26 protein-coding genes are annotated in these 25461 nt (G+C 60.9%); 11 read left to right on the plus strand and 15 right to left on the minus strand.

Annotation, left to right across the window (positions count from 1 at the left end; translation table 11 throughout):
* Nucleotides 1–193: 193 nt before the first annotated feature.
* The 9 genes from AC07OP_RS02945 (at nucleotide 194) to pdeM (ending at nucleotide 10430) form a co-directional block, all read left to right on the plus strand.
* A complete protein-coding gene (locus tag AC07OP_RS02945) occupies nucleotides 194–1198 on the plus strand; it encodes a ligase-associated DNA damage response exonuclease (RefSeq protein ID WP_495100979.1) in 1005 nt (334 codons plus the stop codon).
* Nucleotides 1195–2829, plus strand: coding sequence for an ATP-dependent DNA ligase (locus AC07OP_RS02950; RefSeq protein ID WP_495100978.1), 1635 nt, complete (start codon nucleotides 1195–1197; stop codon nucleotides 2827–2829). The genes AC07OP_RS02945 and AC07OP_RS02950 overlap by 4 nt, the downstream gene beginning before the upstream one ends.
* Nucleotides 2830–3063: 234 nt before the next feature.
* On the plus strand, nucleotides 3064–3843 hold the full coding sequence (locus AC07OP_RS02955; RefSeq protein ID WP_027604451.1) for a transporter substrate-binding domain-containing protein: 780 nt from the start codon (nucleotides 3064–3066) through the stop codon (nucleotides 3841–3843).
* A 57-nt stretch (nucleotides 3844–3900) separates the two neighbouring features.
* Nucleotides 3901–4629, plus strand: coding sequence for an ABC transporter permease (locus AC07OP_RS02960; protein ID WP_027604452.1), 729 nt, complete (start codon nucleotides 3901–3903; stop codon nucleotides 4627–4629).
* Complete coding sequence (locus AC07OP_RS02965) at nucleotides 4626–5336, plus strand: ABC transporter permease (RefSeq protein WP_027604453.1); 711 nt, start codon at nucleotides 4626–4628, stop codon at nucleotides 5334–5336. Before AC07OP_RS02960 ends, AC07OP_RS02965 begins: the two co-directional genes overlap by 4 nt.
* Nucleotides 5337–5345: 9 nt before the next feature.
* Nucleotides 5346–6464 (plus strand): succinylglutamate desuccinylase/aspartoacylase family protein, encoded by a 1119-nt coding sequence (locus AC07OP_RS02970; protein ID WP_495100977.1) that lies wholly within the window; start codon nucleotides 5346–5348, stop codon nucleotides 6462–6464.
* A 13-nt stretch (nucleotides 6465–6477) separates the two neighbouring features.
* The gene (locus tag AC07OP_RS02975) at nucleotides 6478–7242 is read left to right on the plus strand and encodes an ABC transporter ATP-binding protein (protein ID WP_495100976.1); all 765 of its coding nucleotides are present in this window, start codon (nucleotides 6478–6480) and stop codon (nucleotides 7240–7242) included.
* Between the two features lie 57 nt (nucleotides 7243–7299).
* A complete protein-coding gene (locus tag AC07OP_RS02980) occupies nucleotides 7300–9780 on the plus strand; it encodes a ligase-associated DNA damage response DEXH box helicase (RefSeq protein ID WP_495100975.1) in 2481 nt (826 codons plus the stop codon).
* Nucleotides 9780–10430: a ligase-associated DNA damage response endonuclease PdeM gene (gene pdeM, locus AC07OP_RS02985; RefSeq protein WP_098480263.1), complete on the plus strand. Its 651-nt coding sequence runs from the start codon at nucleotides 9780–9782 to the stop codon at nucleotides 10428–10430. The genes AC07OP_RS02980 and pdeM overlap by 1 nt, the downstream gene beginning before the upstream one ends.
* A 15-nt stretch (nucleotides 10431–10445) precedes the next feature.
* Here the strand turns inward: pdeM and AC07OP_RS02990 are convergent, their stop codons facing one another.
* Nucleotides 10446–10646, minus strand: coding sequence for a hypothetical protein (locus tag AC07OP_RS02990; RefSeq protein WP_495100974.1), 201 nt, complete (start codon nucleotides 10644–10646; stop codon nucleotides 10446–10448).
* 107 nt (nucleotides 10647–10753) lie between these two features.
* Nucleotides 10754–11320, minus strand: coding sequence for a dCTP deaminase (dcd, locus tag AC07OP_RS02995; RefSeq protein WP_003172320.1), 567 nt, complete (start codon nucleotides 11318–11320; stop codon nucleotides 10754–10756).
* Between the two features lie 389 nt (nucleotides 11321–11709).
* Here dcd and AC07OP_RS03000 point away from each other — a divergent pair, with 389 nt between their 5' ends.
* Nucleotides 11710–11919 (plus strand): cold-shock protein, encoded by a 210-nt coding sequence (locus tag AC07OP_RS03000; RefSeq protein ID WP_002554837.1) that lies wholly within the window; start codon nucleotides 11710–11712, stop codon nucleotides 11917–11919.
* A 210-nt stretch (nucleotides 11920–12129) separates the two neighbouring features.
* On the opposite strand, the gene rpoS is transcribed toward AC07OP_RS03000, so the two are convergent.
* From rpoS to AC07OP_RS03040, 8 genes are all read right to left on the minus strand, one after another.
* Nucleotides 12130–13134 (minus strand): RNA polymerase sigma factor RpoS, encoded by a 1005-nt coding sequence (rpoS, locus tag AC07OP_RS03005; protein WP_025855149.1) that lies wholly within the window; start codon nucleotides 13132–13134, stop codon nucleotides 12130–12132.
* Between the two features lie 105 nt (nucleotides 13135–13239).
* The gene (locus AC07OP_RS03010; RefSeq protein ID WP_065948790.1) at nucleotides 13240–14076 is read right to left on the minus strand and encodes a peptidoglycan DD-metalloendopeptidase family protein; all 837 of its coding nucleotides are present in this window, start codon (nucleotides 14074–14076) and stop codon (nucleotides 13240–13242) included.
* A gap of 207 nt (nucleotides 14077–14283) precedes the next feature.
* On the minus strand, nucleotides 14284–14919 hold the full coding sequence (locus tag AC07OP_RS03015) for a protein-L-isoaspartate(D-aspartate) O-methyltransferase (RefSeq protein ID WP_169899534.1): 636 nt from the start codon (nucleotides 14917–14919) through the stop codon (nucleotides 14284–14286).
* A gap of 41 nt (nucleotides 14920–14960) precedes the next feature.
* Nucleotides 14961–15710 carry a 5'/3'-nucleotidase SurE gene (gene surE, locus AC07OP_RS03020; RefSeq protein ID WP_027604459.1) on the minus strand — a complete coding sequence of 250 codons (750 nt, stop codon included), beginning with the start codon at nucleotides 15708–15710 and terminating at the stop codon, nucleotides 14961–14963.
* Nucleotides 15698–16756: a tRNA pseudouridine(13) synthase TruD gene (truD, locus tag AC07OP_RS03025; protein ID WP_495100973.1), complete on the minus strand. Its 1059-nt coding sequence runs from the start codon at nucleotides 16754–16756 to the stop codon at nucleotides 15698–15700. The genes surE and truD overlap by 13 nt, the downstream gene beginning before the upstream one ends.
* Complete coding sequence (gene ispF / locus AC07OP_RS03030) at nucleotides 16753–17226, minus strand: 2-C-methyl-D-erythritol 2,4-cyclodiphosphate synthase (RefSeq protein WP_012722614.1); 474 nt, start codon at nucleotides 17224–17226, stop codon at nucleotides 16753–16755. The genes truD and ispF overlap by 4 nt, the downstream gene beginning before the upstream one ends.
* A gap of 54 nt (nucleotides 17227–17280) precedes the next feature.
* A complete protein-coding gene (gene fghA, locus AC07OP_RS03035; RefSeq protein ID WP_065938783.1) occupies nucleotides 17281–18126 on the minus strand; it encodes an S-formylglutathione hydrolase in 846 nt (281 codons plus the stop codon).
* A gap of 8 nt (nucleotides 18127–18134) precedes the next feature.
* The gene (locus tag AC07OP_RS03040) at nucleotides 18135–19247 is read right to left on the minus strand and encodes an S-(hydroxymethyl)glutathione dehydrogenase/class III alcohol dehydrogenase (protein ID WP_017137160.1); all 1113 of its coding nucleotides are present in this window, start codon (nucleotides 19245–19247) and stop codon (nucleotides 18135–18137) included.
* Nucleotides 19248–19356: 109 nt separating this feature from the next.
* Here AC07OP_RS03040 and AC07OP_RS03045 point away from each other — a divergent pair, with 109 nt between their 5' ends.
* Nucleotides 19357–20253, plus strand: coding sequence for a LysR substrate-binding domain-containing protein (locus AC07OP_RS03045; RefSeq protein ID WP_027604462.1), 897 nt, complete (start codon nucleotides 19357–19359; stop codon nucleotides 20251–20253).
* Here the strand turns inward: AC07OP_RS03045 and ispD are convergent, their stop codons facing one another.
* From ispD to pyrG, 5 genes are all read right to left on the minus strand, one after another.
* Nucleotides 20254–20961, minus strand: a complete 708-nt coding sequence (gene ispD, locus AC07OP_RS03050) for a 2-C-methyl-D-erythritol 4-phosphate cytidylyltransferase (protein WP_115485766.1) — start codon at nucleotides 20959–20961, stop codon at nucleotides 20254–20256.
* Entirely contained in the window at nucleotides 20958–21236 is a 279-nt protein-coding gene (gene ftsB, locus AC07OP_RS03055) for a cell division protein FtsB (RefSeq protein ID WP_003172294.1), read from the minus strand. Before ftsB ends, ispD begins: the two co-directional genes overlap by 4 nt.
* A gap of 170 nt (nucleotides 21237–21406) precedes the next feature.
* The gene (gene eno / locus AC07OP_RS03060) at nucleotides 21407–22696 is read right to left on the minus strand and encodes a phosphopyruvate hydratase (RefSeq protein ID WP_027604464.1); all 1290 of its coding nucleotides are present in this window, start codon (nucleotides 22694–22696) and stop codon (nucleotides 21407–21409) included.
* A 157-nt stretch (nucleotides 22697–22853) separates the two neighbouring features.
* Entirely contained in the window at nucleotides 22854–23699 is an 846-nt protein-coding gene (kdsA, locus tag AC07OP_RS03065; protein WP_027604465.1) for a 3-deoxy-8-phosphooctulonate synthase, read from the minus strand.
* A gap of 5 nt (nucleotides 23700–23704) precedes the next feature.
* Entirely contained in the window at nucleotides 23705–25336 is a 1632-nt protein-coding gene (pyrG, locus tag AC07OP_RS03070) for a CTP synthase (RefSeq protein WP_053137224.1), read from the minus strand.
* Between the last annotated feature and the right edge of the window lie 125 nt (nucleotides 25337–25461).

Genomic DNA, 25461 nt, shown 5'->3' on the forward strand with positions numbered 1-25461 from the left:
CAACGATAACGCGTGCTTCCTGAATGAACGCGGCGCCTGTGAGTTTTTCGCGAGCAAGCTCGCTCCTACAAAAAGCCATAACTGACTGGCATTAGGGCTTGCCCCCTCCCACATTTGGCCCACATGCATTCAGATAGAACTTCTGCGCTCGCCCCCGCCTCATACCTGATAAGCCCATCGCCCCGGTCACCCCATGGACCTTGTCATCGCCCGGCCGGAAGGCCTCTACTGCCCCGCCGGAGATTTCTACATCGATCCCTGGCGCCCGGTGGAACGCTCGGTCATCACCCACGCCCACGGCGACCACGCCCGCAGCGGTAACCAGCACTACCTGGCCGCCGCCTCCGGCGAAGGCATCCTGCGCTCGCGCCTGGGCCAGGACATCAACCTGCAAACCCTGGCCTATGGCGAAAAACTCGTCCACCACGGCGTGACCCTGAGCTTCCATCCGGCCGGGCATGTACTTGGCTCGGCCCAGGTGCGCCTCGAGTACCAGGGCGAAGTCTGGGTGGCGTCCGGCGACTACAAAGTGGAACCGGACGGCACCTGCGCGCCCTTCGAACCGGTGCGTTGCCATACCTTCATCACCGAATCCACCTTTGGCCTGCCGATCTACCGTTGGCAGCCCCAGGCGCAGATCTTCGCCGGGATCAACGATTGGTGGAAGAGCAATATTGCCGCCGGCAAAGCCAGTGTGCTGTTCTGTTATTCCTTCGGCAAAGCCCAACGCATCCTGCATGGCATCGACGCCAGCATCGGGCCGATCCTCAGCCATGGCGCGGTCGAGCCGCTGAACCGGGTGTACCGCGAGGCCGGCATTTATATTCCCGAAACCCTCTACGCCGGCGATTTCAAAAAGACCGACCCATTGCTGCGCCAGGCCCTGATCATCGCGCCGCCTTCCGCCGGTGGCAGCAGTTGGATCAAGCGCTTCGGCGACTACAGCGATGCCTTCGCCAGCGGCTGGATGCGCCTGCGCGGTACGCGACGGCGGCGCGGAGTGGACCGAGGCTTTGTGCTGTCGGATCATGCGGACTGGCCCGGGCTGCTGTGGGCGATCGAACAAACCGGCGCCGAACGGGTGATGGTCACCCACGGCTCCGTCGGGGTATTGGTACGCCACCTGCGGGAAAAAGGCCTGGATGCCCAGGGCTTCACCACCGAATACGGTGATGACGAAGAGGAGGCCACGGCATGAAAGCCTTCGCCGAGCTGTACGCCAACCTCGACGCCACCACCTCCAGCAATGCCAAGCTCGCGGCCCTGCAAGCCTACTTCCTGCAAGCGCCGCCTGAAGACGCTGCGTGGGCGGTGTATTTCCTGTCCGGCGGACGACCGCGACAATTGGTACCGACGCGTCTGCTGCGGGACATGGCCACCGAAGCATCCGGCATCCAGCCGTGGCTGTTTGAAGAAAGCTACCAATCGGTAGGCGACCTGGCCGAGACGATTTCCCTGCTCCTGCCGGAATCCACCTACACCTCCGAGGACGGCCTCGCCGTGTGGCTGGAAGAAAAACTCCTGCCGCTGCGTGGCCTGTCGCCCCTGGACCTGGCCGAACGGTTGCCAGCGTTATGGGCGCAACTGGACCAACCGAGCCTGATGGTGTGCATCAAGTTGATCACCGGCAGCTTTCGCGTCGGCGTGTCCAAATTGCTGGTCACCCGCGCACTCGCGGCCATGGCCGACCTCGACAGCAAGCGCGTCGCGCAGCGATTGGTAGGCTACACCGATTTATCCAACCGACCGACAGCCGAAGGCTACCTCAAGCTGATCGCCGCCGAATCAGCCGACGAGCATGCGCAACGGGGCGGACAGCCTTATCCGTTTTTTCTTGCCCACGGGCTGGCGCAACCGGTGGAGCAATTCGACGCCTTGCTCGGTTCCCCCGACCACTGGCAGGTGGAATGGAAGTGGGACGGCATTCGCGCGCAGCTGGTCAAGCGCGAAGGCCGGCTGTGGATCTGGTCGCGGGGCGAAGAGCTGGTGACCGAACGTTTTCCCGAACTGCACAGCCTGGTCAGTGGTTTGCCCGATGGCACGGTGATCGATGGCGAGATCGTGGTGTGGAAGGACTCGGTACAACCCTTTGCCCTTTTGCAGCAGCGCATTGGTCGCAAGACCCTGAGCAAAAAAGTGCTCGACGATGCCCCGGTTGCGCTCCTCGCCTATGACCTGCTGGAACATCAGGGCGACGACTGGCGCAACCACCCCCAGGCCGAACGTCGCGCCCAACTGGAACAGGTGATTGCCCAGTGCAACCAACCCGTGTTGCAGCCCTCGCCCCTGCTGACGGGCGCCACATGGCAGGACCTGGCACAGCAACGCGAAGCCTCCCGCAGCCTCGGCGTGGAGGGCATGATGCTCAAGGCTCGCGACGGCCTGTACGGCGTGGGCCGCACCAAGGACATGGGCCTGTGGTGGAAGTGGAAAGTCGACCCCTTCAGTGTCGATGCCGTGTTGATCTACGCCCAACGCGGCCATGGCCGGCGCGCCAGCCTCTACAGCGACTACACCTTCGCCGTATGGGATGGTCCGCCCGGCGATGAACGCACGCTGGTGCCCTTCGCCAAGGCCTATTCAGGGCTGACCGACGAAGAAATGCGCAAGGTCGACGCCATCGTGCGCAAGACCACCGTGGAGAAGTTCGGCCCGGTCAGCAGCGTGACGCCCAGCATGGTGTTCGAGCTGGGGTTTGAAGGCATTGCCCTGTCCAAGCGGCACAAGAGCGGGATTGCGGTGCGCTTTCCGCGGATGTTGCGTTGGCGCCAGGACAAGGCGGTGGATGAGGCGGATAGTCTTGCCACCCTGCAGGACTTACTGGCCTGACCCAGAACTCTGCCCCTCCCACAATTGGATCGCCAAATGTTCCGAAATAGTGCGTTCGATTTTCAATGCCCATTTTCGGGCATCTCCTACACTCATGACTCCCTTGTCCCACCTTTTAAAACGCTCATTCGGAACTATGGTGCAGAAATTGCTACTCGTGATCCGTCTGACACCGTTCAGTAACAGTCCTAAAACGCGCCACAAGCGCTTATCTTGGTTTCCAGGGATTAAATAATGAAAAAAGCATTGCTGACCCTTTCTGCACTGGCTCTGTGCATGGCCGCCGGTACCGCGTTGGCCAAGGAATACAAGGAACTGCGTTTTGGTGTCGATCCGTCCTACGCGCCGTTCGAATCCAAGGCGGCCGATGGCAGCCTGGTAGGCTTCGATATCGACCTGGGCAATGCGATCTGCGCCGAACTGAAAGTGAAGTGCAAGTGGGTCGAGAGTGACTTTGACGGCATGATTCCAGGCCTCAAAGCCAACAAGTTCGACGGTGTGATTTCGTCCATGACCGTGACCCCGGTGCGCGAGAAGGCCATCGACTTCTCCAGCGAACTGTTCTCCGGCCCGACCTCGCTGGTGTTCAAGAAAGGCGCGGGTTACTCGACCCCAGAGTCCCTCAAGGGCAAATCCGTGGGCTACGAGCAAGGCACCATCCAGGAAGCCTACGCCAAGGCGGTACTGGATAAAGCCGGCGTGACTACCAAGGCCTACGCCAACCAGGACCAGGTTTACGCCGACCTGACCTCCGGTCGTCTCGACGCTTCCGTGCAGGACATGCTGCAAGCCGAACTGGGCTTCTTGAAGTCACCGGCCGGTGCCGGCTATGAAGTCAGCGCCGCCATCGATGACCCATTGCTGCCATCGAAAACCGCCATCGGTATCAAAAAAGGTAACACTGAACTGAAGGCCCTTTTGGATAAAGGTATCAAAGCGTTACACGATGATGGCACCTACGCCACCATCCAGAAGAAACACTTTGGCGATCTGAACCTGTACAGCGGCAAATAATGCCTGGGGCGCCCCTTCTCTCAAGGGGCGCTTTTTTATCGCCATAGGTCCTGATTTATGTTCGAAGAACTGTTGCAAACCCTCGGGCTGAGCGCACTCAGCCTGAAGGGTTTCGGCCCGTTGTTGCTGCAAGGCACCTGGATGACCATCAAGTTGTCGGTGCTGTCCCTGATCGTCAGCGTATTGCTGGGCCTGCTCGGCGCCAGCGCCAAGCTCTCCAGCCTGCCCTTCCTGCGCATCCCCGCCCAGCTCTACACCACCCTGATTCGCGGTGTACCCGACCTGGTGCTGATGCTGCTGATTTTCTACAGCCTGCAAACCTGGCTCACCGGCCTGACCGACTTCATGGAATGGGAATACATCGAGATCGACCCATTCAGCGCCGGGGTGATCACCCTGGGCTTTATCTACGGTGCTTATTTCACCGAGACGTTTCGCGGCGCGATCCTCGCCGTCCCCCGTGGCCAGCTCGAAGCCGCCACGGCCTATGGCCTCAAGCGCGGGCAACGCTTTCGCTACGTGACCTTCCCGCAGATGATGCGCTTTGCCCTGCCGGGTATCGGCAACAATTGGATGGTGATGCTCAAGGCCACGGCCCTGGTGTCGATCATCGGCCTGGCGGACCTGGTCAAGGCCGCCCAGGATGCCGGCAAAAGCACCTACCAACTGTTCTACTTCCTGGTACTCGCCGCGCTGATCTACCTGTTGATCACCAGCGCGTCCAACTTCGTCCTGCGCCGTCTTGAACGTCGCTACTCCGCGGGCTCACGGGAGGCGGTGCGATGATCGAACTCTTGCAGGAATACTGGCGTCCCTTCCTCTATAGCGACGGCCAGCACATCACCGGCCTGGCCATGACCCTGTGGTTGCTCAGCGCCGCCTTGGTCATCGGCTTTGTGGTGTCGATCCCGCTGTCCATCGCCCGTGTATCGCGCAACCCGCTGGTACGCTGGCCGGTGCAGTTCTACACCTACCTGTTCCGTGGCACGCCGCTCTATATCCAGTTGCTGATCTGCTACACCGGCATCTACAGCATCGCCGCCGTACGTGAACAGCCGCTGCTGGATGCGTTCTTTCGCGATGCGATGAACTGCACGATCCTGGCCTTCGCCCTCAACACCTGTGCCTACACCACGGAGATTTTCGCCGGGGCCATCCGCAGCATGGCCCACGGCGAAGTCGAGGCGGCCAAGGCCTACGGTTTAAGCGGCTGGAAGTTGTACGCCTACGTGATCATGCCCTCGGCGTTGCGCCGTTCGTTGCCCTACTACAGCAACGAAGTGATCTTGATGCTGCACTCGACCACGGTAGCGTTTACCGCGACGATCCCGGACATCCTCAAGGTGGCGCGGGACGCCAACTCGGCCACGTTCATGACGTTCCAATCATTCGGTATCGCCGCGCTGATCTACCTGACCGTGACCTTTGCCCTGGTCGGTCTGTTCCGTCTGGCGGAGCGCCGTTGGCTGGCGTTTCTCGGGCCCAGCCATTAAGGAGCCTTCATGCGTCATCAGGTACACGATCTGGTCGCGCCGGTGCCAGGCACGGCGCGGCAGATTCACAGTTTCCACTTCGGCCCCGAACATGCCGAAGGCAAGGTCTATATCCAGTCATCGCTGCATGCCGATGAACTGCCGGGCATGCTGGTGGCCTGGCACTTGAAGGTGCGCCTGGCCGAGTTGGCGGCAGCCGGGCGGTTAATGAGCGAGATCGTGCTGGTGCCCATCGCCAATCCGGCAGGCCTGGAGCAGGTGTTGATGGACACCCCGCTGGGCCGCTACGAGTTGGAAAGCGGACAGAACTTCAATCGCCTGTTTGTCGACCTCAGTGATACCGTCGGCGATCAGGTCGAGGGCTCGCTCGGCGATAACCCGCAACAAAACGTCGAACTGATCCGCGCCGCCTTGAGCGCTGCCCTGGCCGTGCAAATCGCCGAGACCCAGTTGCACTCCCAACGCCTGGTGTTGCAACGCCTGGCCTGCGATGCCGACATGGTGCTGGACCTGCATTGCGACTTCGAAGCGGTGGCGCATCTCTACACCACGCCCGAAGCCTGGCCGCTGGTGGAACCGCTGGCACGCTATATCGGCTCGGAGGCCAATCTGCTCGCCACCGATTCCGGCGGGCAATCCTTCGATGAGTGTTTCACCCTGGTGTGGTGGCAGTTGCAGCAACGCTTTGGCGCGCGCTTCCCGATCCCCATGGGCAGCTTTTCGGTGACCGTCGAACTGCGTGGCCAGGGCGACGTCAACCATGGGTTGGCCGCCCTCGACTGCCAGGCAATCATCGACTACCTGATTCACTTCGGCGCGATTGCCGGCGACGCCGCACCGCTGCCCGAACTGCCCTACCCCGCCACGCCGCTGGCGGGCGTCGAACCCGTGGCGACGCCGGTGGGCGGCCTCCTGGTGTTCAGCGCCCTGCCCGGTGAATACCTGGAAGCCGGGCAACTGATCGCCGAAATCATCGACCCCATTACCGACCGCGTAACGCCCGTGCACTGCCAGAAGGCCGGCCTGCTTTACGCCCGTTCGCTGCGCCGCATGGCCACTGCCGGGATGGTCGTCGGCCATGTCGCAGGCACCGAGGCCTACCGCAGCGGCTATCTACTTTCGCCTTGAGGATGCACGCCCCATGTACAAATTGACCGTTGAAGGCCTGCATAAAAGCTATGGCGACAATGAGGTGCTCAAAGGTGTCTCGCTCAAGGCCAGAACCGGTGATGTGATCAGCCTGATCGGTGCCAGCGGCTCGGGCAAAAGCACCTTTTTGCGTTGCATCAACTTCCTGGAAACCCCCAACGACGGCGCCATGACCCTCGACGGCCAGCCGATCCGCATGGTCAGCGACCGCCACGGCATGCGCGTGGCCGACGATGCCGAACTGCAGCGCCTGCGCACGCGACTGGCGATGGTGTTCCAGCATTTCAACCTGTGGAGCCATATGAGCGTGCTGGAAAACATCACCATGGCCCCGCGCCGGGTGCTGGGTTGCAGCAAAAAGGACGCTGAAGACCGTGCCCGTCGCTACCTGGACAAGGTGGGTTTACCGGCACGCGTGGCGGACCAATACCCGGCGTTCCTGTCCGGTGGCCAGCAGCAACGGGTGGCCATCGCCCGCGCCCTGGCCATGGAGCCGGAAGTGATGCTGTTCGACGAACCCACCTCGGCCCTCGACCCGGAGTTGGTGGGTGAAGTGTTGAAGGTCATCCAGGGCCTGGCCGAGGAAGGCCGCACCATGATCATGGTGACCCACGAAATGAGCTTTGCGCGCAAGGTATCCAGCCAGGTGCTGTTCCTGCACAAGGGCCTGGTGGAAGAGCAAGGCTCGCCGGAGGATGTGCTGGGCAATCCGAAGAGCGAGCGCCTGCAACAGTTCCTGAGCGGCAATTTGAAGTAAACCTTTGCGACGCCTGGAGGGTCTGTGGAATAGGCCCTCCAGAGCGTTCGCCGCCCCATGGCAAAACCCCTCGACTTCGCCAAAACGTGGTTTGCCGCCAAAGGCTGGAAGCCGTTCGCCTTCCAGAAAGACGTATGGACGGCGATCAAGGACGGCCGCTCGGGCTTGCTGCACGCCAGCACGGGCGCCGGCAAAACCTACGCCCTGTGGTTTGCCGCCCTCAATCGTTTCGCGATCACCCGCCCGCCCGCCACCGGTAAACGCAAACCACCGGCTGAGCCACTGACCGTGCTGTGGATCACGCCCATGCGTGCATTGGCCGCCGACACCGCACGCGCCCTCGAAGCGCCGCTCGAGGCCTTGCAGATTCCCTGGAGCGTCGGCCTGCGCACCGGCGATACCAGCAGCAGCGAGCGTGCCCGGCAAACCCGACGCCAGCCCACCGCACTGGTCACCACCCCGGAAAGCCTGACCCTGATGCTCGCCCGCGCCGACAGCGAAACGAGCCTGGCGCACCTGCGCATGGTGGTGGTGGATGAATGGCATGAGCTGATCGGCAACAAGCGCGGCGTGCAGTTGCAGCTGGCGTTGGCGCGGCTGCGGCGTTGGCATCCTGAACTGATGGTATGGGGCATTTCGGCCACCCTCGGTAACCAGTCCCACGCCCTTGAAGTGCTGGTCCCACAAGGGGACGGAATTAATGTGCAGGGGCAAACGGCCAAGCAGTTGCACGTCGACACCTTGCTGCCGCCCATCGCCGAGCGGTTTCCCTGGGCCGGGCATATCGGCTTGAAGATGCTGCCGCAGGTGGTCGCCGAGGTCGACGCCAGCAGCAGTTGCCTGGTGTTTACCAACACGCGGGCGCAGTCGGAAATCTGGTATCAGGCGCTGCTCGATGCACGCCCGGATTGGGCCGGGGTGATTGCCCTGCACCATGGTTCGCTGGCCCGCGAGACCCGCGACTGGGTGGAGCGGGCGTTGAAAGACGGACAGCTCAAGGCGGTGGTGTGTACCTCCAGCCTGGACCTGGGGGTGGATTTTTTGCCGGTGGAGCGCGTGCTGCAAATCGGCTCGGCCAAAGGCGTGGCGCGCCTGATGCAACGCGCCGGGCGCTCCGGCCATGCACCCGGGCGGCCGTCGCGGGTGACCCTGGTGCCGACCCACAGCCTGGAACTGGTGGAAGCCGCTGCGGCCCAGGACGCCATTGCAGCGCGGCGCATCGAAGCCCGCGAATCGCCCCACAAGCCGTTGGATGTGCTCGTACAACATTTGGTGAGCATGGCCCTGGGCGGTGGCTTTACACCGCAGGCGCTGCTGGCGGAGGTGCGTGGCGCCTGGGCCTATCGTGACCTCAGCGAGGCCGATTGGGCCTGGGCCCTGGGTTTTGTACGGCATGGCGGCTTATCGCTGACCGCTTACCCGGATTACCGCCGCGTGGAGCCGGACGAGCACGGCATCTGGCGCGTCCCGGATGCCCGGCTTGCGCGTCGCCATCGCATGAGCGTGGGCACCATTGTCAGCGACGCCAGCATCCAACTGAAATTCTGGAGCAAGGGCGGCGGTGGCAAGAACCTGGGCAGTGTTGAAGAAGGCTTTATTGCACGCCTCAAGCCTGGCGATGGCTTCCTGTTTGCCGGTCGCCTGCTGGAGCTGGTGCGGGTGGAAAACATGACCGCCTATGTGCGCCGCAGCAGCGCCAAAAAAGCTGCCGTACCCCGCTGGAATGGCGGGCGTATGCCCCTTTCCAACGAGCTGGCCCAAGCCGTGGTGGAGCGCTTCGATGCGGCCGCGCACGGGGTCTACGAGGGGCCGGAAATGCGGGCTGTGCAAACCCTGCTGCAGATACAGTTGCGCTGGTCCGGCTTGCCGACACGCGAACACTTGCTGGCCGAAGCATTGAAATCGCGGGAGGGCTGGCACCTGTTCCTCTACCCGTTTGCCGGCCGCCAGGTGCACCTGGGGCTGGCGAGTCTGCTGGCGTGGCGGATCAGCCAGCAGCAGCCTGTGACCTTCTCGATTGCCGTCAACGATTATGGTTTGGAGTTGCTCAGCGCCACCGAGGTGGATTGGCCACGCTTGCTGAATGGGGCGCTGCTGAGCCCGAAGCAGTTGCTGACAGACGTGGCGGCCAGCCTGAACGCCGGGGAACTCGCCCTGCGCCGCTTTCGCGAGATTGCGCGTATCGCCGGACTGGTGTTTGCCGGTTACCCCGGCGCACCGAAAAGCACGCGCCAGGTGCAGGCGTCCAGCGGGTTGTTCTTTGAAGTGTTCAAGCAATATGACCCGCAAAACCTGTTGCTGGCCCAGGCGGGGGAAGAAGTCCTACGCGACGAATTGGATATTCGTCGGTTGGAAGAGACCTTGCTTCGCCTCTCGGCGCTGACACTGGACGTGCATAGGATCGAACGTCCTACGCCCCTGGCCTTCCCACTGCTGGTAGAACGGATGCGCGAAAGCATGAGTTCGGAAAAACTCTCGGAGCGCATTGCGCGGATGGTCAAGGACTTGGAAAAAGTCGCCGATAACGGCAAACGCTGATGGTGTGCTCAGTGACGCTGGAGGGCGAAGAGCTGTGGCTGTTGGCGGATAAGGCGCTCTATTGGCCAGCGCGCCAGTGCCTGCTGATCGCCGATGCACACTTTGGCAAGGCATCGGCCTATCGCAGCCTGGGCCAGCCGGTACCGCAAGGAACCACCACCGAGAATCTGCAGCGCCTGGATCGGCTGTTGGCGGCCGTACCGTGCGCCCAGGTAATCTTTCTCGGCGATTTCCTCCACGGGCCCGGCTCCCACGCCAGCGGCACCCTCAGCGCCTTGAGAGCCTGGCGAGCACGTCATTGCGACCTGTCGATGACCTTGATTCGCGGTAATCACGATAAACGCGCGGGCGACCCACCGGCTGACTTGAACATCGAAGTGGTCCCGGAGCCACTGCTGATGGGCCCTTTCGCCCTGCAACACGAACCGCACGCCCATGCCAGCCACCATGTGCTGGCGGGGCACGTGCACCCGGTGTATCGCTTGCGCGGCAAGGGCCGGCAGAGCCTGCGCCTGCCGTGTTTCCAGTTCGGCACGCGCGTCAGCCTACTGCCGGCGTTTGGGGCGTTTACCGGGGGGCATACGGTGGAGCAGGACAATGACCGCCGAATCTTTGTCATCGGCGATCACCAGGTGTGGCAGGTTCGCTGACCGGCCTTGCGGGTATCAGGCGACCGGTGCGGGAGGCGGCTCGTCCGGACGGGTCGGCTCACCGGGCTCGGTGGGCTGCTGTGGCCAATCTTCATCGGGTTGGCCGGGGATGCCGCCTGCATAGGCGGGATCAGCCATCAGGGACCAGGCCAGAACGCCAATCTGGTTGGGTTCAAGCCGGGCAAGTTCTGCGCTGATTCGCGGGTCAATCTTCATAAGGCACTCCTCAAGCGTGGCTCGGTGCGTTTTGCACGCACCGAGGCAGTACACCCAATAGAGTCACTTTCTGCGGACTAATTCCCTTTACGCGTAGGACCTTTCGATCAAGCGCGTGGCAAGGTGACGCCGCGCTGGCCCTGGTACTTGCCGGCGCGGTCTTTGTAGGACACTTCACAGGCCTCGTCAGACTGCAGGAACAGCATCTGCGCCACGCCTTCATTGGCGTAGATCTTCGCCGGCAGAGTGGTGGTGTTGGAGAACTCCAGGGTCACGTGGCCTTCCCACTCAGGCTCAAGTGGCGTCACGTTGACGATAATGCCGCAGCGCGCGTAGGTGCTTTTACCCAGGCAGATGGTCAGCACGTCGCGGGGAATACGGAAGAATTCCACGGTGCGTGCCAAGGCAAAGGAGTTCGGCGGGATAATGCACACGTCGCTTTTCACATCGACGAAGCTCTTTTCGTCGAAGTTCTTCGGATCGACGATCGCCGAGTTGATGTTGGTGAACACCTTGAACTCGTCGGCGCAGCGCACATCGTAGCCGTAGCTGGAAACGCCGTACGAGATCACACGGTCATCGCCTTCGCCACGAATCTGGCGCTCGACGAACGGTTCGATCATGCCGTGCTCTTGCGCCATGCGGCGAATCCACTTGTCCGATTTGATGCTCATGGCGGGTGTCCTGAATAGCGAGGTGGAAAAATTCTGTGGGGCATCTTACCGGGGCCGGCGTTGGGGTTCAAAGGGCGTCGGGCTTTTCTTGATGAACGCACCGGCTGCCATAAGGCGCAGCCAGCGGGGCCGGGACCCGCATTGCCGCAACCGGTGTGTGTAAATACCACCGCCAGTCACGAAAATAGAGAAACCTTCGGAAATACCATTGGCACGTTCCGGAAAAAGGGTTAAGGTGGCGCCACTGTGCTGCTTGTGTCACTGAGAATCTCTACACGATATGTTGAATTTCGATCCAACCATCTCCAAGAATTTTTCCTGCTCTTTGCACTCAGTCTCGGCCAGGGCTTTTCCTGAGTCGCAGTTAACTTTGTCCAAGGAGATACACCATGTCTAATCGCCAAACTGGTACCGTTAAGTGGTTCAACGATGAAAAAGGCTTCGGCTTCATCACTCCACAATCCGGTGACGACCTGTTCGTTCACTTCAAAGCTATCCAATCCGACGGCTTCAAAAGCCTGAAAGAAGGCCAACAGGTTTCTTTCATCGCTACCCGCGGTCAGAAAGGCATGCAAGCTGAAGAAGTTCAAGTTATCTAACTTGTACTGACTCAGTCAAAAAGACCCCGCCCTTAAAAGCGGGGTTTTTTTATGCCCGGGATTTGGGCATATATGAATAAAATGTCGTGCGCAAAAAATATGGGAGGTGGCTTGCCCCCGATGGCGGTGTAGCAGTCGATACTTGCATTGACTGACAGACCACTATCGGGGGCAAGCCCCCTCCCACATTCAAGCATTCAAGCGGCGTCGTTATTGAAACAACGACTCACTCGACAAGCCATTCTTCTCCAGGATCTCGCGCAAGCGCTTGAGCCCTTCCACCTGGATCTGCCGCACCCGCTCACGGGTCAGGCCAATCTCCAGGCCTACGTCCTCCAGCGTGCTGCTCTCATGGCCACGCAGGCCGAAGCGGCGTATCACCACCTCACGCTGCTTGTCCGTGAGCTCCGACAGCCACTGGTCAATGCTTTGGGAAAGATCATCGTCCTGCAGCAGCTCGCAAGGATCCGTAGGACGATCATCCGTCAGGGTGTCCAGCAGGGTTTTATCCGAATCCGGCCCCAGCGAGACGTCGACCGAAGACACACGCTCGTTAAGCCCCAGCATGCGCTTGACCTCTCCTACCGGCTTTTCCAGCAGGTTGGCGATTTCTTCGGGCGAGGGTTCATGATCGAGTTTTTGAGTGAGCTCACGTGCCGCCCGCAGGTAGACGTTGAGCTCCTTGACCACATGGATCGGTAACCGGATCGTGCGGGTCTGATTCATGATCGCCCGCTCGATGGTCTGGCGAATCCACCAGGTGGCATAGGTCGAGAAGCGGAAGCCCCGCTCAGGATCGAACTTCTCCACCGCCCGGATCAAGCCCAGGTTGCCCTCCTCGATCAGGTCCAACAAGGAAAGCCCACGATTGACGTAGCGTCGGGCGATTTTCACCACCAGGCGCAGGTTGCTTTCAATCATGCGCTTGCGCCCAGCCGGATCACCCTTTTGCGACAAGCGCGCAAAATGGACTTCTTCTTCGGGAGTCAGCAGAGGGGAAAAGCCGATTTCATTGAGGTACAGCTGGGTTGCATCGAGCGCCCGCGTGTAATCAATGTATTTGTGTTGCTTTAACGCGGTGGAGTTCTTGGATTTGGTGCGAACTGAAGGTACAGCAGGTCCCTCATTCGACATCGATTCCGTAGCGATGCCGGTCTCCATAAGGAGAACCTCATCGTCGATGTCAAACTCCGGCGCTTCTTTACTGAGAGCCATTGTTATAGTCCTTTGGTGAGTTCGACCTCAAGCTCAAGCGACGCCTTTATCCTTGGCAACGCTGGAGCCTGTTCCTTCTACGTGAGGAACAGGCTGTGCAACATATCAACGACGGGGTAGGAATTGCAGTGGATCTACAGGCTTCCCTTGACGGCGAATCTCAAAGTGCAGTTTCACCCGGTCTGTACCAGTTGATCCCATTTCGGCAATTGTCTGTCCGACTTTGACCTGCTGCCCCTCCCGAACCAACAGCCTACGGTTGTGGCCGTAAGCACTGACGTAGGTATCGCTGTGTTTGATGATGACCAGCTCGCCGTAGCCCCGCAAACCACTCCCGGCGTACACCACCGTCCCATCAGACGCAGCTAAAACAGGCTGTCCCAAATCCCCGGCAATATCAATGCCTTTATTCAAACTGCCGTTTGAAGAGAATTTTCCAATTAACACTCCATTTGAGGGCCATCCCCAACCGGTCGGCGCAGGCCCTGCGGGGGGCAACGGCGCGGGTGCCGGCTTGTTCGCAGCACTCGGCGCAGCGGTACCCGCAGGCCGGGTAATGATGGTGGTTTTGCTCGAAGACGACGGCGAAGATCCGGTGTTTGTCACAACTGCCGTAGGGGTAGAACCGGTGCGACCGTCAAAGCGAATCGTCTGACCCGGATGTATCGTGTAGGGCACAGGAATATTGTTACGGGCTGCGAGGGCCTTGTAGTCCCAGCCATAACGGAAGGCAATCGAGAACAAGGTGTCGCCCTTGCGCACGACATACTGCCCGGTGGTCACCGTCGGCTTTTGTGGTGCAGCGTTATTGCGGTCAACGACCCGTGCACCGCTGCTTGGCGAGCTGGAACACCCTACCAGAAGGGAACCAAAGACAAGGCCAAGCACCAGTCGCTGAAAACTTGTTTTACTCATACGCTGCGCAAGACCTGTGAGACTCACCCGCCGCTCCCTTTGTGGTGGCTGAACATGAATGCCTGTATCAGGCTTGAAATATGACGCAAGTATAACTGGGCATTGAAGTTTTACCGTCACGCGACTGAAACGAATCATTCAGCGCGTTGAATCGCCCCGCCTATCATGTTGACTTGATAGACCCCGCCGTAAGACACATCCTCACCAACAGAATTCACTGCCCGCGAAAAATGATCAGGCCAGCGGGCCATTGAGCAACGGCACGAAACGCACGGCGCCGAGTACATGCCGGGAAAAACCGTCGTCTTCACGGACAATAAGCATCAATTGTTGCACTTCACCGGACCCCACCGGAATGACCAGCCGCCCACCCGGTGCCAGTTGATCGAGCAGCGCCTGCGGCACATCGGTGGCCACGGCAGTGACGATAATCCCGTTGTAGGGCGCCAGCGCCGGCCAACCTTCCCAACCATCGCCCCAGCGGAATACCACGTTGCGCAGGTTCAGCTCCACCAGGCGTTCCTTGGCGCGATCCTGCAGCACCTTGATGCGTTCCACCGAGAACACCCGCTCCACCAGTTGCGACAGCACCGCCGTCTGGTAGCCGGAACCGGTGCCGATCTCCAGCACCTTGTCCAACGGCCCCGCCGCCAGCAGCAGCTCGCTCATGCGCGCAACCATATAAGGCTGGGAGATGGTCTGGTTATGGCCGATGGGCAATGCCGTGTCTTCGTAGGCACGATGGGCCAAGGCTTCATCGACAAAGAGGTGCCGAGGCGTACGCCGGATCACTTCCAACACCTGGGCGTTGGAAAGCCCCTCTTCGTACAGGCGCTGGATCAAACGCTCACGGGTACGCTGGGAGGTCATCCCGATGCCCCGGCGCAGCAGGTCGTCTTGTTCACGAGCCATCAGCGCAGCCCCTCCAGCCAGCCATCGAGACTACTGAAGGCATCACTGAAGGTGCGATCAAGTTGCAACGGGGTAATCGACACATAGCCTTGCATCACCGCGTGAAAGTCCGTGCCTGGGCCACCGTCTTCGGCATCGCCCGCTGCCGCGATCCAGTAGCCTTCCTTGCCACGCGGGTCGACGACCTTCAACGGCGCTGCCGCGCGGGCGCGATGGCCAAGGCGCGTAAGCTGGATACCGCGAATGTGGTCGAGGGGCAAATTGGGAATGTTGACGTTGAGCACCGTGCGCGGCGGCAGGTCCAGGGCGCCATGGGCCTCCACCAGCTTGCGCGCGAAATAGGCCGCGGTGGGCAGGTTGTCCAGTTGACGCGATGCCAACGAAAACGCAAACGAGGTGCGGCCGAGGAAGCGTCCTTCAAGCGCCGCCGCCACCGTGCCGGAATACAGCACGTCGTCGCCCAGGTTGGCGCCGAGGTTGATGCCCGACACCACCAGGTCCGGCTCCTGGTCCAACAAACTGTTGATCGCCAGGTGCACGCAGTCGGTGGGGGTGCCGTTCACACTGATAAAGCCATTGGCCAGAACCTGCGGGTGCAGCGGACGGTCGAGCGTCAGCGAACTGCTGGCGCCGCTCTTGTCCTGGTCGGGGGCAACCACCACGCACTCGGCGTAATCCTGCAGCGCAGCATAGAGCGCGGCAAGGCCGGGTGCGGTGGCACCATCATCGTTTGATATCAGAATACGCATGGGCTGTCCGTCTGCCCCACCGGCACCAGATCAACAAGCTCGCGCACCAAGACAGTGGCGAAGCATCCGGCCGGCAGGACGAATTCCAATTGCAGAATGTCAGGCCCGGGATAATGCCACGTCAACCCGCCAATGGGCAGTCGCAGAATGCGACGTTCCTGGCTCATGCCGGCACTCACCAGCCAATCACGCAGGTCGGCTTCACCGGCGGCGACCGCCTGCTCCAACTCAAACGTGGCGCCTGTCGCCGGAGAATCACCCTCGCCCCACTGCGGGCCGGTGGGGTGCAGGTCCAGGATCGCCAGGCGCGGGTCGCTGCACTCAGCCTCCCCCGCCGGAAAAAAGCTGCGGCTGTCGGTAAACGCCAGCAGATCACCCACTTGCGCGCGCTGCCAGGAACCGTCGGCGACACGTGCCGCCAACACTTTGTTGAAGAGGAAGCTACGCGCGGTGGACAACAACCGCGAACGCACATTGCGTTGCTCCGGCAAGGCCTTGCGCGCGGCCCATTCGCGGGCGTCGACGACATTGCCACCGTTGTGGCCAAAGCGCTGGGTGCCGAAATAGTTGGGGATGCCGTGCTGGGCAATCAATTGCAGCCGCGCGTCAATGGCGGCGGCATCACCGGCCAATTGGGTCAGGCGCAAGGTAAAGCCGTTGGCCGAGTGCGCGCCACGTTGCAGCTTGCGCTTGTGGCGGGCGGTTTTCAGGATCCTGAGGGTGTCGTTTTCCGCACCGCTCATGTCCGGATCGGCCTTGCCCGGCAGTTGAACGCTGAACCACTGGCGGGTCAACGCCTGGCGGTCCTTGAGCCCGGCATAGCTGACAGTGCGCAACGGTACGCCAGCCGCCTTGGCAATACGGCGCGCGGCTTCCTCAGTATTGAGCCCGCGCTTCTCAACCCACAACCACAGGTGCTCGCCTTCGCCGCTGAGCGGAATATCGAGCACTTCGTCGACCTGGAAATCTTCAGCCGTGGCTTTCAGGACCGCGCTGCCCAGGGCCTCGCCATAGGCACGCGGGCCCAGCAGTTGCAGGTCGTTCATGCGCGCAGCAACAAGGCGACGGAGTGCACCGCGATGCCCTCTTCACGACCGGTGAACCCGAGCTTTTCGGTGGTGGTGGCTTTCACGTTGACTTGATCCAATTCAATTTGCAGGTCTGCGGCAATCAGTGCGCGCATGGATTCGATATGCGGGGCCATTTTCGGCGCCTGGGCCACGATGGTGTTATCGACATTGCCGACCTTCCAGCCCTTGGCATGGATCAGGCCGACCACATGGCGCAGCAGGACACGGCTGTCCGCGCCCTTGAAGGTGGGATCGGTATCCGGAAAGTGCTTGCCGATATCGCCCAGCGCCGCCGCGCCGAGCAAGGCATCGCTCAAGGCATGCAGGACAACGTCGCCGTCGGAATGAGCCAGCAACCCATGGTGGTGTGCAATGCGCACGCCGCCCAGGGTGATGAAATCGCCTTCAGCGAAACGGTGCACATCGTAGCCGTGGCCAATACGCATAAAAAAACGCCCCGATTTAATTCAGGGCGTGATTCTACCTACTTTTGCCTCACATTAACCGAGCAAAGCACGACCATGATGTCGCAAATGGTCTTCGATGAAGCTGGCGATAAAGAAGTAGCTGTGGTCGTAGCCGGGCTGCAGGCGCAGTTCCAGCGGATGGCTGGCCGCCTTGGCCGCTTGCTGCAAGGCTTCGGGCTTGAGCTGCACGGCAAGGAAATCGTCGCGGTCGCCCTGGTCCACCAGCAACGGCAGCTTTTCCGAGGCTTCGCCGATCAGCACACAGGCATCCCATTCACGCCATTTGGCGCGCTCTTCACCCAGGTAACGGGAGAAAGCTTTCTGGCCCCACGGGCAATCCATCGGATTGTTAATCGGCGAAAACGCCGACACCGACAGGTAACGCCCAGGGTTGCGCAAGGCACACACCAACGCACCGTGGCCGCCCATGGAGTGGCCGCTGATACCCCGCTTGTCAGACGCTGGGAAATGCGCTTCAACCAATGCCGGCAATTCCTGCACCACGTAGTCATGCATCCGATAGTGCTTGGCCCACGGTTCCTGCGTGGCATTCAGGTAAAACCCTGCGCCCAGGCCGAAATCCCAGGCATTGTCCGGGTCGCCCGGTACACCGGGCCCACGTGGGCTGGTGTCCGGCGCCACGATGATCAACCCCAGTTCCGCCGCCATGCGCTGGGCACCGGCTTTCTGCATGAAGTTCTCATCGGTGCAGGTCAGGCCGGACAGCCAGTACAGCACCGGCAATTTGCCGCCCTGCTCCGCTTGCGGCGGCAGATAGACGGCGAAGGTCATGTCGCAGCCGAGCACATCGGAGTGATGCTTGTAGCGTTTATGCCAGCCGCCGAAGCTCTTCTGGCACGACAGGTTTTCCAGACTCATGGCCGACCTCAGAAGTGGATGACGGTACGAATGCTCTTGCCTTCATGCATCAGGTCAAACGCTTTGTTGATGTCTTCCAGGCCCATGGTGTGGGTGATGAACGTGTCCAGCGGAATCTCGCCGGTCTGGGCCATTTCCACGTAGCTTGGCAACTCGGTACGGCCGCGTACGCCACCGAACGCCGAGCCACGCCAGACACGACCGGTCACCAGCTGGAATGGGCGGGTGGAGATTTCCTGGCCGGCACCGGCAACCCCGATGATCACCGACTCACCCCAACCCTTGTGGCAGCACTCGAGCGCGGCACGCATCAGTTGCACGTTGCCGATGCACTCGAAGGAAAAGTCCACGCCGCCGTCAGTCAAATCGACAATCACGTCTTGGATCGGGCGGTCATAGTCTTTCGGATTGATGCAGTCGGTAGCGCCCAGTTGCTTGGCGATCTCGAACTTGGCCGGGTTGATGTCAATCGCGATGATACGGCCGGCCTTGGCCTTGACCGCACCGATCACGGCCGACAGGCCGATACCGCCAAGACCGAAGATGGCCACGGTGTCACCCGGCTTGACCTTGGCGGTGTTGATCACCGCACCGATGCCGGTGGTGACGCCACACCCGAGCAGGCAGACCTTCTCCAGCGGCGCTTCTTTGGGAATTTTGGCAACGGAAATTTCCGGCAGCACGGTGTACTCGGAGAACGTCGAGGTGCCCATGTAGTGGAAAATCGGCTGACCCTTGTAGGAAAAGCGCGTGGTGCCATCCGGCATCAGGCCTTTGCCTTGGGTGGAGCGAATGGCCTGGCACAGGTTGGTCTTGCCCGACAGGCAGAATTTGCACTTGCCGCATTCCGGGGTGTACAGCGGGATCACATGGTCGCCGACCGCCACCGACGTCACGCCCTCGCCGATGGCTTCGACCACCGCACCGCCTTCATGGCCAAGGATCGACGGGAAGATGCCTTCCGGGTCAGCGCCGGACAGGGTGTAGGCGTCGGTATGGCAAACCCCGGAGGCGACCACACGCAACAACACTTCGCCCGCCTTGGGCATGGCCACATCGACTTCCACGATCTCGAGGGGTTTCTTGGCTTCAAAGGCAACGGCAGCGCGGGACTTGATCATCCAGGTTTTCTCCAGGGCGTTAAAAATGATGGAGAGAGTGTAAAACATGGCTCCATGATTAATAATCCAGGCAAAAGCAAAACTTTATTGCTGTACAGGGATAATCATCATGTTGGAGAACCGCTGGGAAGGCATCGATGAGTTCGTTGCCGTCGCCGAATGCAGCCAATTTACGGCGGCTGCCGAGCGGCTGGGTGTGTCGTCGTCCCATATCAGCCGCCAGGTGGCGCGCCTGGAAGAGCGCCTGCAAACGCGCTTGCTGTATAGAAGTACCCGCAAGGTGACCCTGACCGAAGCGGGTCAGACATTTCTGCAACATTGCCAGCGCCTACAGGACGGCCGCGAAGAAGCCCTGCGCGCCGTGGGTGACCTCACCAGCGAACCGAAAGGCATGCTGCGCATGACCTGCGCGGTGGCCTATGGCGAGCGTTTCATTGTGCCGCTGGTGACACGGTTCATGGGCCTGTACCCGCAATTGCGGGTGGATATCGAATTGAGCAACCGCCAACTGGATCTGGTGCACGAAGGCCTCGACCTGGCGATTCGCCTGGGGCGCTTGCAGGATTCGCGCATGGTCGCCAGTCGCCTCGCACCTCGGCGTATGTACCTGTGCGCGTCGCCGTCCTACCTGGCCCGGTACGGACGGCCCCATAGCTTGTCGGAATTGAGTCGGCATAACTGCCTGATCGGCAGCTCGGACATTTGGCAACTGGCCCAGGACGGGCGCGAATTTTCCCAACGGGTACAGGGAAACTGGCGCTGCAACAGTGGGCAAGCGGTGCTGGATGCGGCGCTGCAAGGGGTGGGGCTGTGCCAACTGCCGGACTATTACGTGCTGGAGCATCTGCACAGCGGTGCGCTGGTGTCGCTGCTGGAGGCGCATCAGCCGCCGAATACGGCGGTGTGGGCGCTGTATCCGCAGCAGCGACATTTGTCGCCGAAGGTCAGGAAGTTGGTGGATTTCTTGAAAGAGGGCTTGGCCGAGCGGCCGGAGTACAGTGGTTGATTAACGACGATTCGCCCAACGCAGTCGCAGCCACTCCAGGTCTTCCGGCCGGGTCACCTTGATATTGTCCGAGCGCCCTTCGATCAAGCGCGGCGCCTGCCCGGACCACTCCATGGCCGAGGCTTCATCGGTGATCACCGCATCGGCCACCAGGCTGTCAGCCAATGCGCGGTGCAAGGCCCCGAGGCGGAACATCTGCGGCGTATAGGCTTGCCAGATCAAGCTGCGGTCGACGGTTTCCACCACCCGCCCCTGCTTGTCGACGCGCTTGAGGGTATCGCGAGCCGGCACCGCCAGGAGGCCGCCTACCGGATCGTCCGCCAACTCGGCCAGCAACTTGTCGAGGTCATCACGGCTCAAATTAGGCCGTGCCGCATCATGCACCAACACCCAATCGTCATCGCCGGCGCCCAGGACATTGAGTTGCAGCAGTGCATTGAGCACCGAACCCGAGCGCTCCGAACCACCGTCCGCACGTTGGATACGCGGGTCAGCGGCACACGCCAGGTCGGGCCAATACGGATCATCAGCAGCAAGACTGACTACCAACCCCTTGAGGCTGGGATGGTCGAGAAAACAGCCAAGGCTGTGTTCGAGAATAGTGCGCCCGCCCAATTGCAAGTATTGCTTGGGACGGTCCGCGGCCATACGGGCCCCGACGCCCGCGGCAGGTATCACGGCCCAGAAGGCCGGCAAACGGTAACTCATTGGGCCAACTGGTAGAGGGTTTCGCCCTCCTTGACCATGCCCAACTCATGACGGGCCCGCTCTTCAACGGTCTCGGTACCCTTTTTCAGCTCAAGCACTTCGGCATCGAGGACGCGGTTGCGCTCCAGCAGGCGTTCGTTCTCGGCGTGCTGGTCGGCAATTTGCTGGGTCAGGTCTTTTACCTGCGCAAAGCTGCCATTACCTACCCATAGGCGGTACTGCAGGCCAGCCAGCAACAAGAGCAAGACGAGGAACAACCAATTGGGACTGCGCATCGAATATCGGGTATCCAGTGGAAAAACACGCCATGCAAAACTTTTACAGCAACGGATAGCACGAAGCCTGGAAGAACCAGGCTTGTGCTTGATCGCCATCAGATTAGCGTCGAAACTCGCACCTTCGTGATCTTTCCGACGCAATCCACCGACTTTTTACCACTTACCGATCAGCCGCGAAACTCGCCGCGACCGTTGTACTTGGCTTTGCCGGCCAGTTGCTCTTCGATACGCAGCAATTGGTTGTACTTGGACACACGGTCGGAACGGCACAGGGAGCCGGTCTTGATCTGGCCCGCCGAAGTGCCCACGGCCAGGTCGGCGATGGTCGAATCTTCGGTTTCGCCGGAGCGGTGCGAGATCACGGCGGTGTAGCCCGCAGCCTTGGCCATCTGGATGGCTTCCAGGGTTTCGGTCAGGGTGCCGATCTGGTTGAACTTGATCAGGATCGAGTTGGCGATCTTTTTGTCGATGCCTTCTTTCAGGATCTTGGTGTTGGTCACGAACAGGTCGTCACCCACCAGCTGGACTTTTTCGCCGATCTTGTCGGTGAGGATCTTCCAGCCATCCCAGTCGGACTCGTCCAGGCCGTCTTCGATCGAGATGATCGGATAGCGCTGGGTCAGGCCCTTGAGGTAGTCGGCAAAGCCTTCGGAGTTGAACACCTGGCCTTCGCCGGACAGGTTGTATTTGCCATCTTCGTAGAACTCGCTGGCGGCACAGTCCAGGGCCAGGGTCACGTCGGTGCCCAGTGTGTAGCCGGCGTTGGCCACGGCTTCGGAGATCACTTTCAGTGCATCTTCGTTGGACGCCAGGTTCGGTGCGAAACCACCTTCGTCACCTACGGCAGTGCTCAGGCCACGGGCTTTCAGCACGGCTTTGAGGTGATGGAAAATCTCGGTGCCCATGCGCAGGCCTTCGGAGAAGGTCTTGGCGCCGACCGGCTGCACCATGAATTCCTGGATGTCGACGTTGTTATCGGCATGCTCGCCACCGTTGATGATGTTCATCATCGGAACCGGCATCGAGTAGACACCCGGCGTACCGTTCAGGTTGGCGATGTGGGCGTACAGCGGCAGGTCCTGGTCCTGGGCGGCGGCCTTGGCAGCAGCCAGGGACACGGCGAGGATGGCGTTGGCGCCGAGGCTGCCTTTGTTTTCAGTGCCGTCGAGCTTGATCATCGCGTGGTCCAGGGCTTTCTGGTCCAGCGGGTCTTTGCCCAGCAGCAGGTCACGGATCGGGCCGTTGATGTTGGCTACAGCCTTGAGGACACCCTTGCCCAGGTAACGGCTCTTGTCGCCATCACGCAGTTCCAGCGCTTCGCGCGAACCTGTGGAAGCACCGGACGGCGCGCAGGCGCTGCCGATGATGCCGTTATCGAGAAGCACGTCGGCTTCGACGGTGGGGTTGCCACGGGAGTCGAGAACTTCACGACCTTTGATGTCGACGATTTTTGCCATTGTTGTAAACACTCCAAAGTTGACGAAAACGACGCAGCTGAAGGAAATCTTTTGACCGACCGCAAGGGTGGAACAACGGGGCAGGCTTGCAGGCGACAAGGCTCAGGCCCGTAGGCCTGAGCGTAAAGCGTGGGAAAGTCTACCGGAGAATCAACGCTTACGCGGTCTCTACCGTCGGAAAACTCTTGACCAGTTCGTCCAACTGCTTGAGCTGGGCCAGGAATGGCTCCAGCTTGTCCAGGCGCAGGGCGCATGGGCCGTCGCATTTGGCGTTGTCCGGGTCCGGGTGGGCTTCGAGGAACAGGCCCGCCAGGGACTGGCTGATGCCGGCCTTGGCCAGGTCCAGTACCTGGGCACGGCGCCCACCGGCGGAATCGGCGCGACCACCGGGCATTTGCAGCGCGTGGGTCACGTCGAAGAACACCGGGTATTCGAACTGCTTCATGATGCCGAAACCGAGCATGTCCACCACGAGGTTGTTGTAGCCGAAGCTCGAACCCCGCTCGCAGAGGATCAACTGGTCGTTACCCGCTTCCACGCACTTGTTCAGGATGTGTTTCATCTCCTGGGGCGCGAGGAACTGGGCTTTCTTGATATTGATCACAGCGCCGGTCCTGGCCATCGCGACCACGAGGTCGGTCTGGCGCGACAGGAAGGCCGGCAGCTGGATGATGTCGCACACCTCGGCGACCACGGCAGCCTGTTCAGGCTCGTGGACGTCGGTGATGATCGGCACGCCGAAGGCTTGCTTGATGTCCTGGAAGATCCGCATGCCTTCTTCAAGGCCCGGGCCGCGGTAGGAGGTCACGGACGAACGGTTGGCCTTGTCGAAGCTGGCCTTGAACACGTAGGGGATACCCAGTTTCTCGGTAACCTTGACGTACTCTTCACAGACCTGCATCGCCATGTCACGGCTTTCCAGCACGTTCATGCCGCCGAACAGCACCATGGGCTTGTCGTTGGCAATCTCGATGTCGCCTACGCGAATGATCTTCTGGGCCATCAGGTTTACGCCTTCTTCTGGTGTTGCGTCAGTGCAGCCTTGACGAAACCGCTGAACAACGGGTGACCGTCGCGCGGTGTCGAGGTGAACTCAGGGTGGAACTGGCAAGCGACGAACCATGGATGATCCGGGGCCTCGACCACTTCAACCAGCGCGCCATCACCGGAGCGACCGGAGATTTTCAGGCCAGCCTCTTTGATCTGCGGCAGCAGGTTGTTGTTCACTTCGTAGCGGTGACGGTGACGTTCGACGATCACGTCCTTGCCGTAGCAATCGTGAACCAGGGAACCCGGCTCCAGCAGGCAGTCTTGCGCGCCAAGGCGCATGGTGCCGCCCAGGTCGGAGCTTTCGGTACGGGTTTCGACGGCGCCGGTGGCATCTTCCCACTCGGTGATCAAGCCCACGACCGGGTGGCCGCTCTTGCTGTCGAACTCGGTGGAGTTGGCGTCTTTCCAGCCCATCACGTTACGGGCGAACTCGATAACGGCCACTTGCATGCCCAGGCAGATGCCCAGGTACGGCACCTTGTTCTCGCGAGCGTATTGCACGGCAGTGATCTTGCCTTCCACGCCACGCAGGCCGAAACCGCCTGGAACGAGGATCGCATCAACACCTTCGAGCAGCGCGGTGCCCTGGTTTTCGATGTCTTCGGAATCGATGTAGCGCAGGTTGACCTTGGTACGGTTGCTGATGCCCGCGTGGCTCATCGCTTCGATCAGCGACTTGTACGCATCCAGCAGTTCCATGTACTTGCCGACCATGGCGATGGTGACTTCGTGCTCAGGGTTGAGCTTGGCGTCAACCACGGCTTCCCACTCGGACAGGTCCGCGCCGTTGCACTGCAGGCCGAAACGCTCGACCACAAAATCATCCAGGCCTTGCGAATGCAGGATGCCCGGGATCTTGTAGATGGTGTCGGCGTCTTCCAGGGCGATCACCGCACGTTCTTCAACGTTGGTGAACTGCGCGATCTTGCGACGCGAGGAAATATCGATCGGGTGGTCGGAGCGGCATACCAGTACGTCCGGCTGCAGGCCGATGGAACGCAGTTCCTTGACCGAGTGCTGGGTAGGCTTGGTTTTGGTTTCGCCGGCGGTGGCGATGTACGGCACCAACGTGAGGTGCATCAGCATCGCGCGCTTGGCGCCGACTTCGAAACGCAGCTGGCGGATGGCTTCGAGGAACGGCTGGGATTCGATGTCACCCACGGTGCCACCGATCTCGACCATCGCCACGTCGGCATCGCCTGCACCCTTGATGATGCGGCGCTTGATTTCGTCGGTGATGTGCGGGATCACCTGGATGGTTGCACCCAGGTAGTCACCACGGCGCTCTTTGCGCAGCACGTGCTCGTAGACACGGCCGGTGGTGAAGTTGTTGTTCTGGGTCATGGTCGTGCGGATGAACCGCTCGTAGTGGCCCAGGTCCAGGTCGGTCTCGGCGCCGTCGTGTGTGACGAACACTTCACCATGCTGGAACGGGCTCATGGTGCCCGGGTCGACGTTGATGTACGGGTCCAGCTTGAGCATGGTGACTTTAAGCCCCCGCGCCTCCAGGATGGCCGCCAATGAAGCGGAGGCAATGCCTTTCCCCAATGAAGAAACAACACCGCCCGTGACGAATATGTAGCGCGTCATGAAAAACCCTAGAAGTCTGCGTTAAAGCGGTCCGAGCCGCCGGGGAAAGCGAAGAGAGGCCGAAGCCCCCGATCACCTGCATTAATCACAGTGCACCTTTCAAAAAAACCGCCGCGTTGTGACAG

It is taken from the genome of Pseudomonas sp. GW821-FHT09D08, from assembly GCF_059416305.1.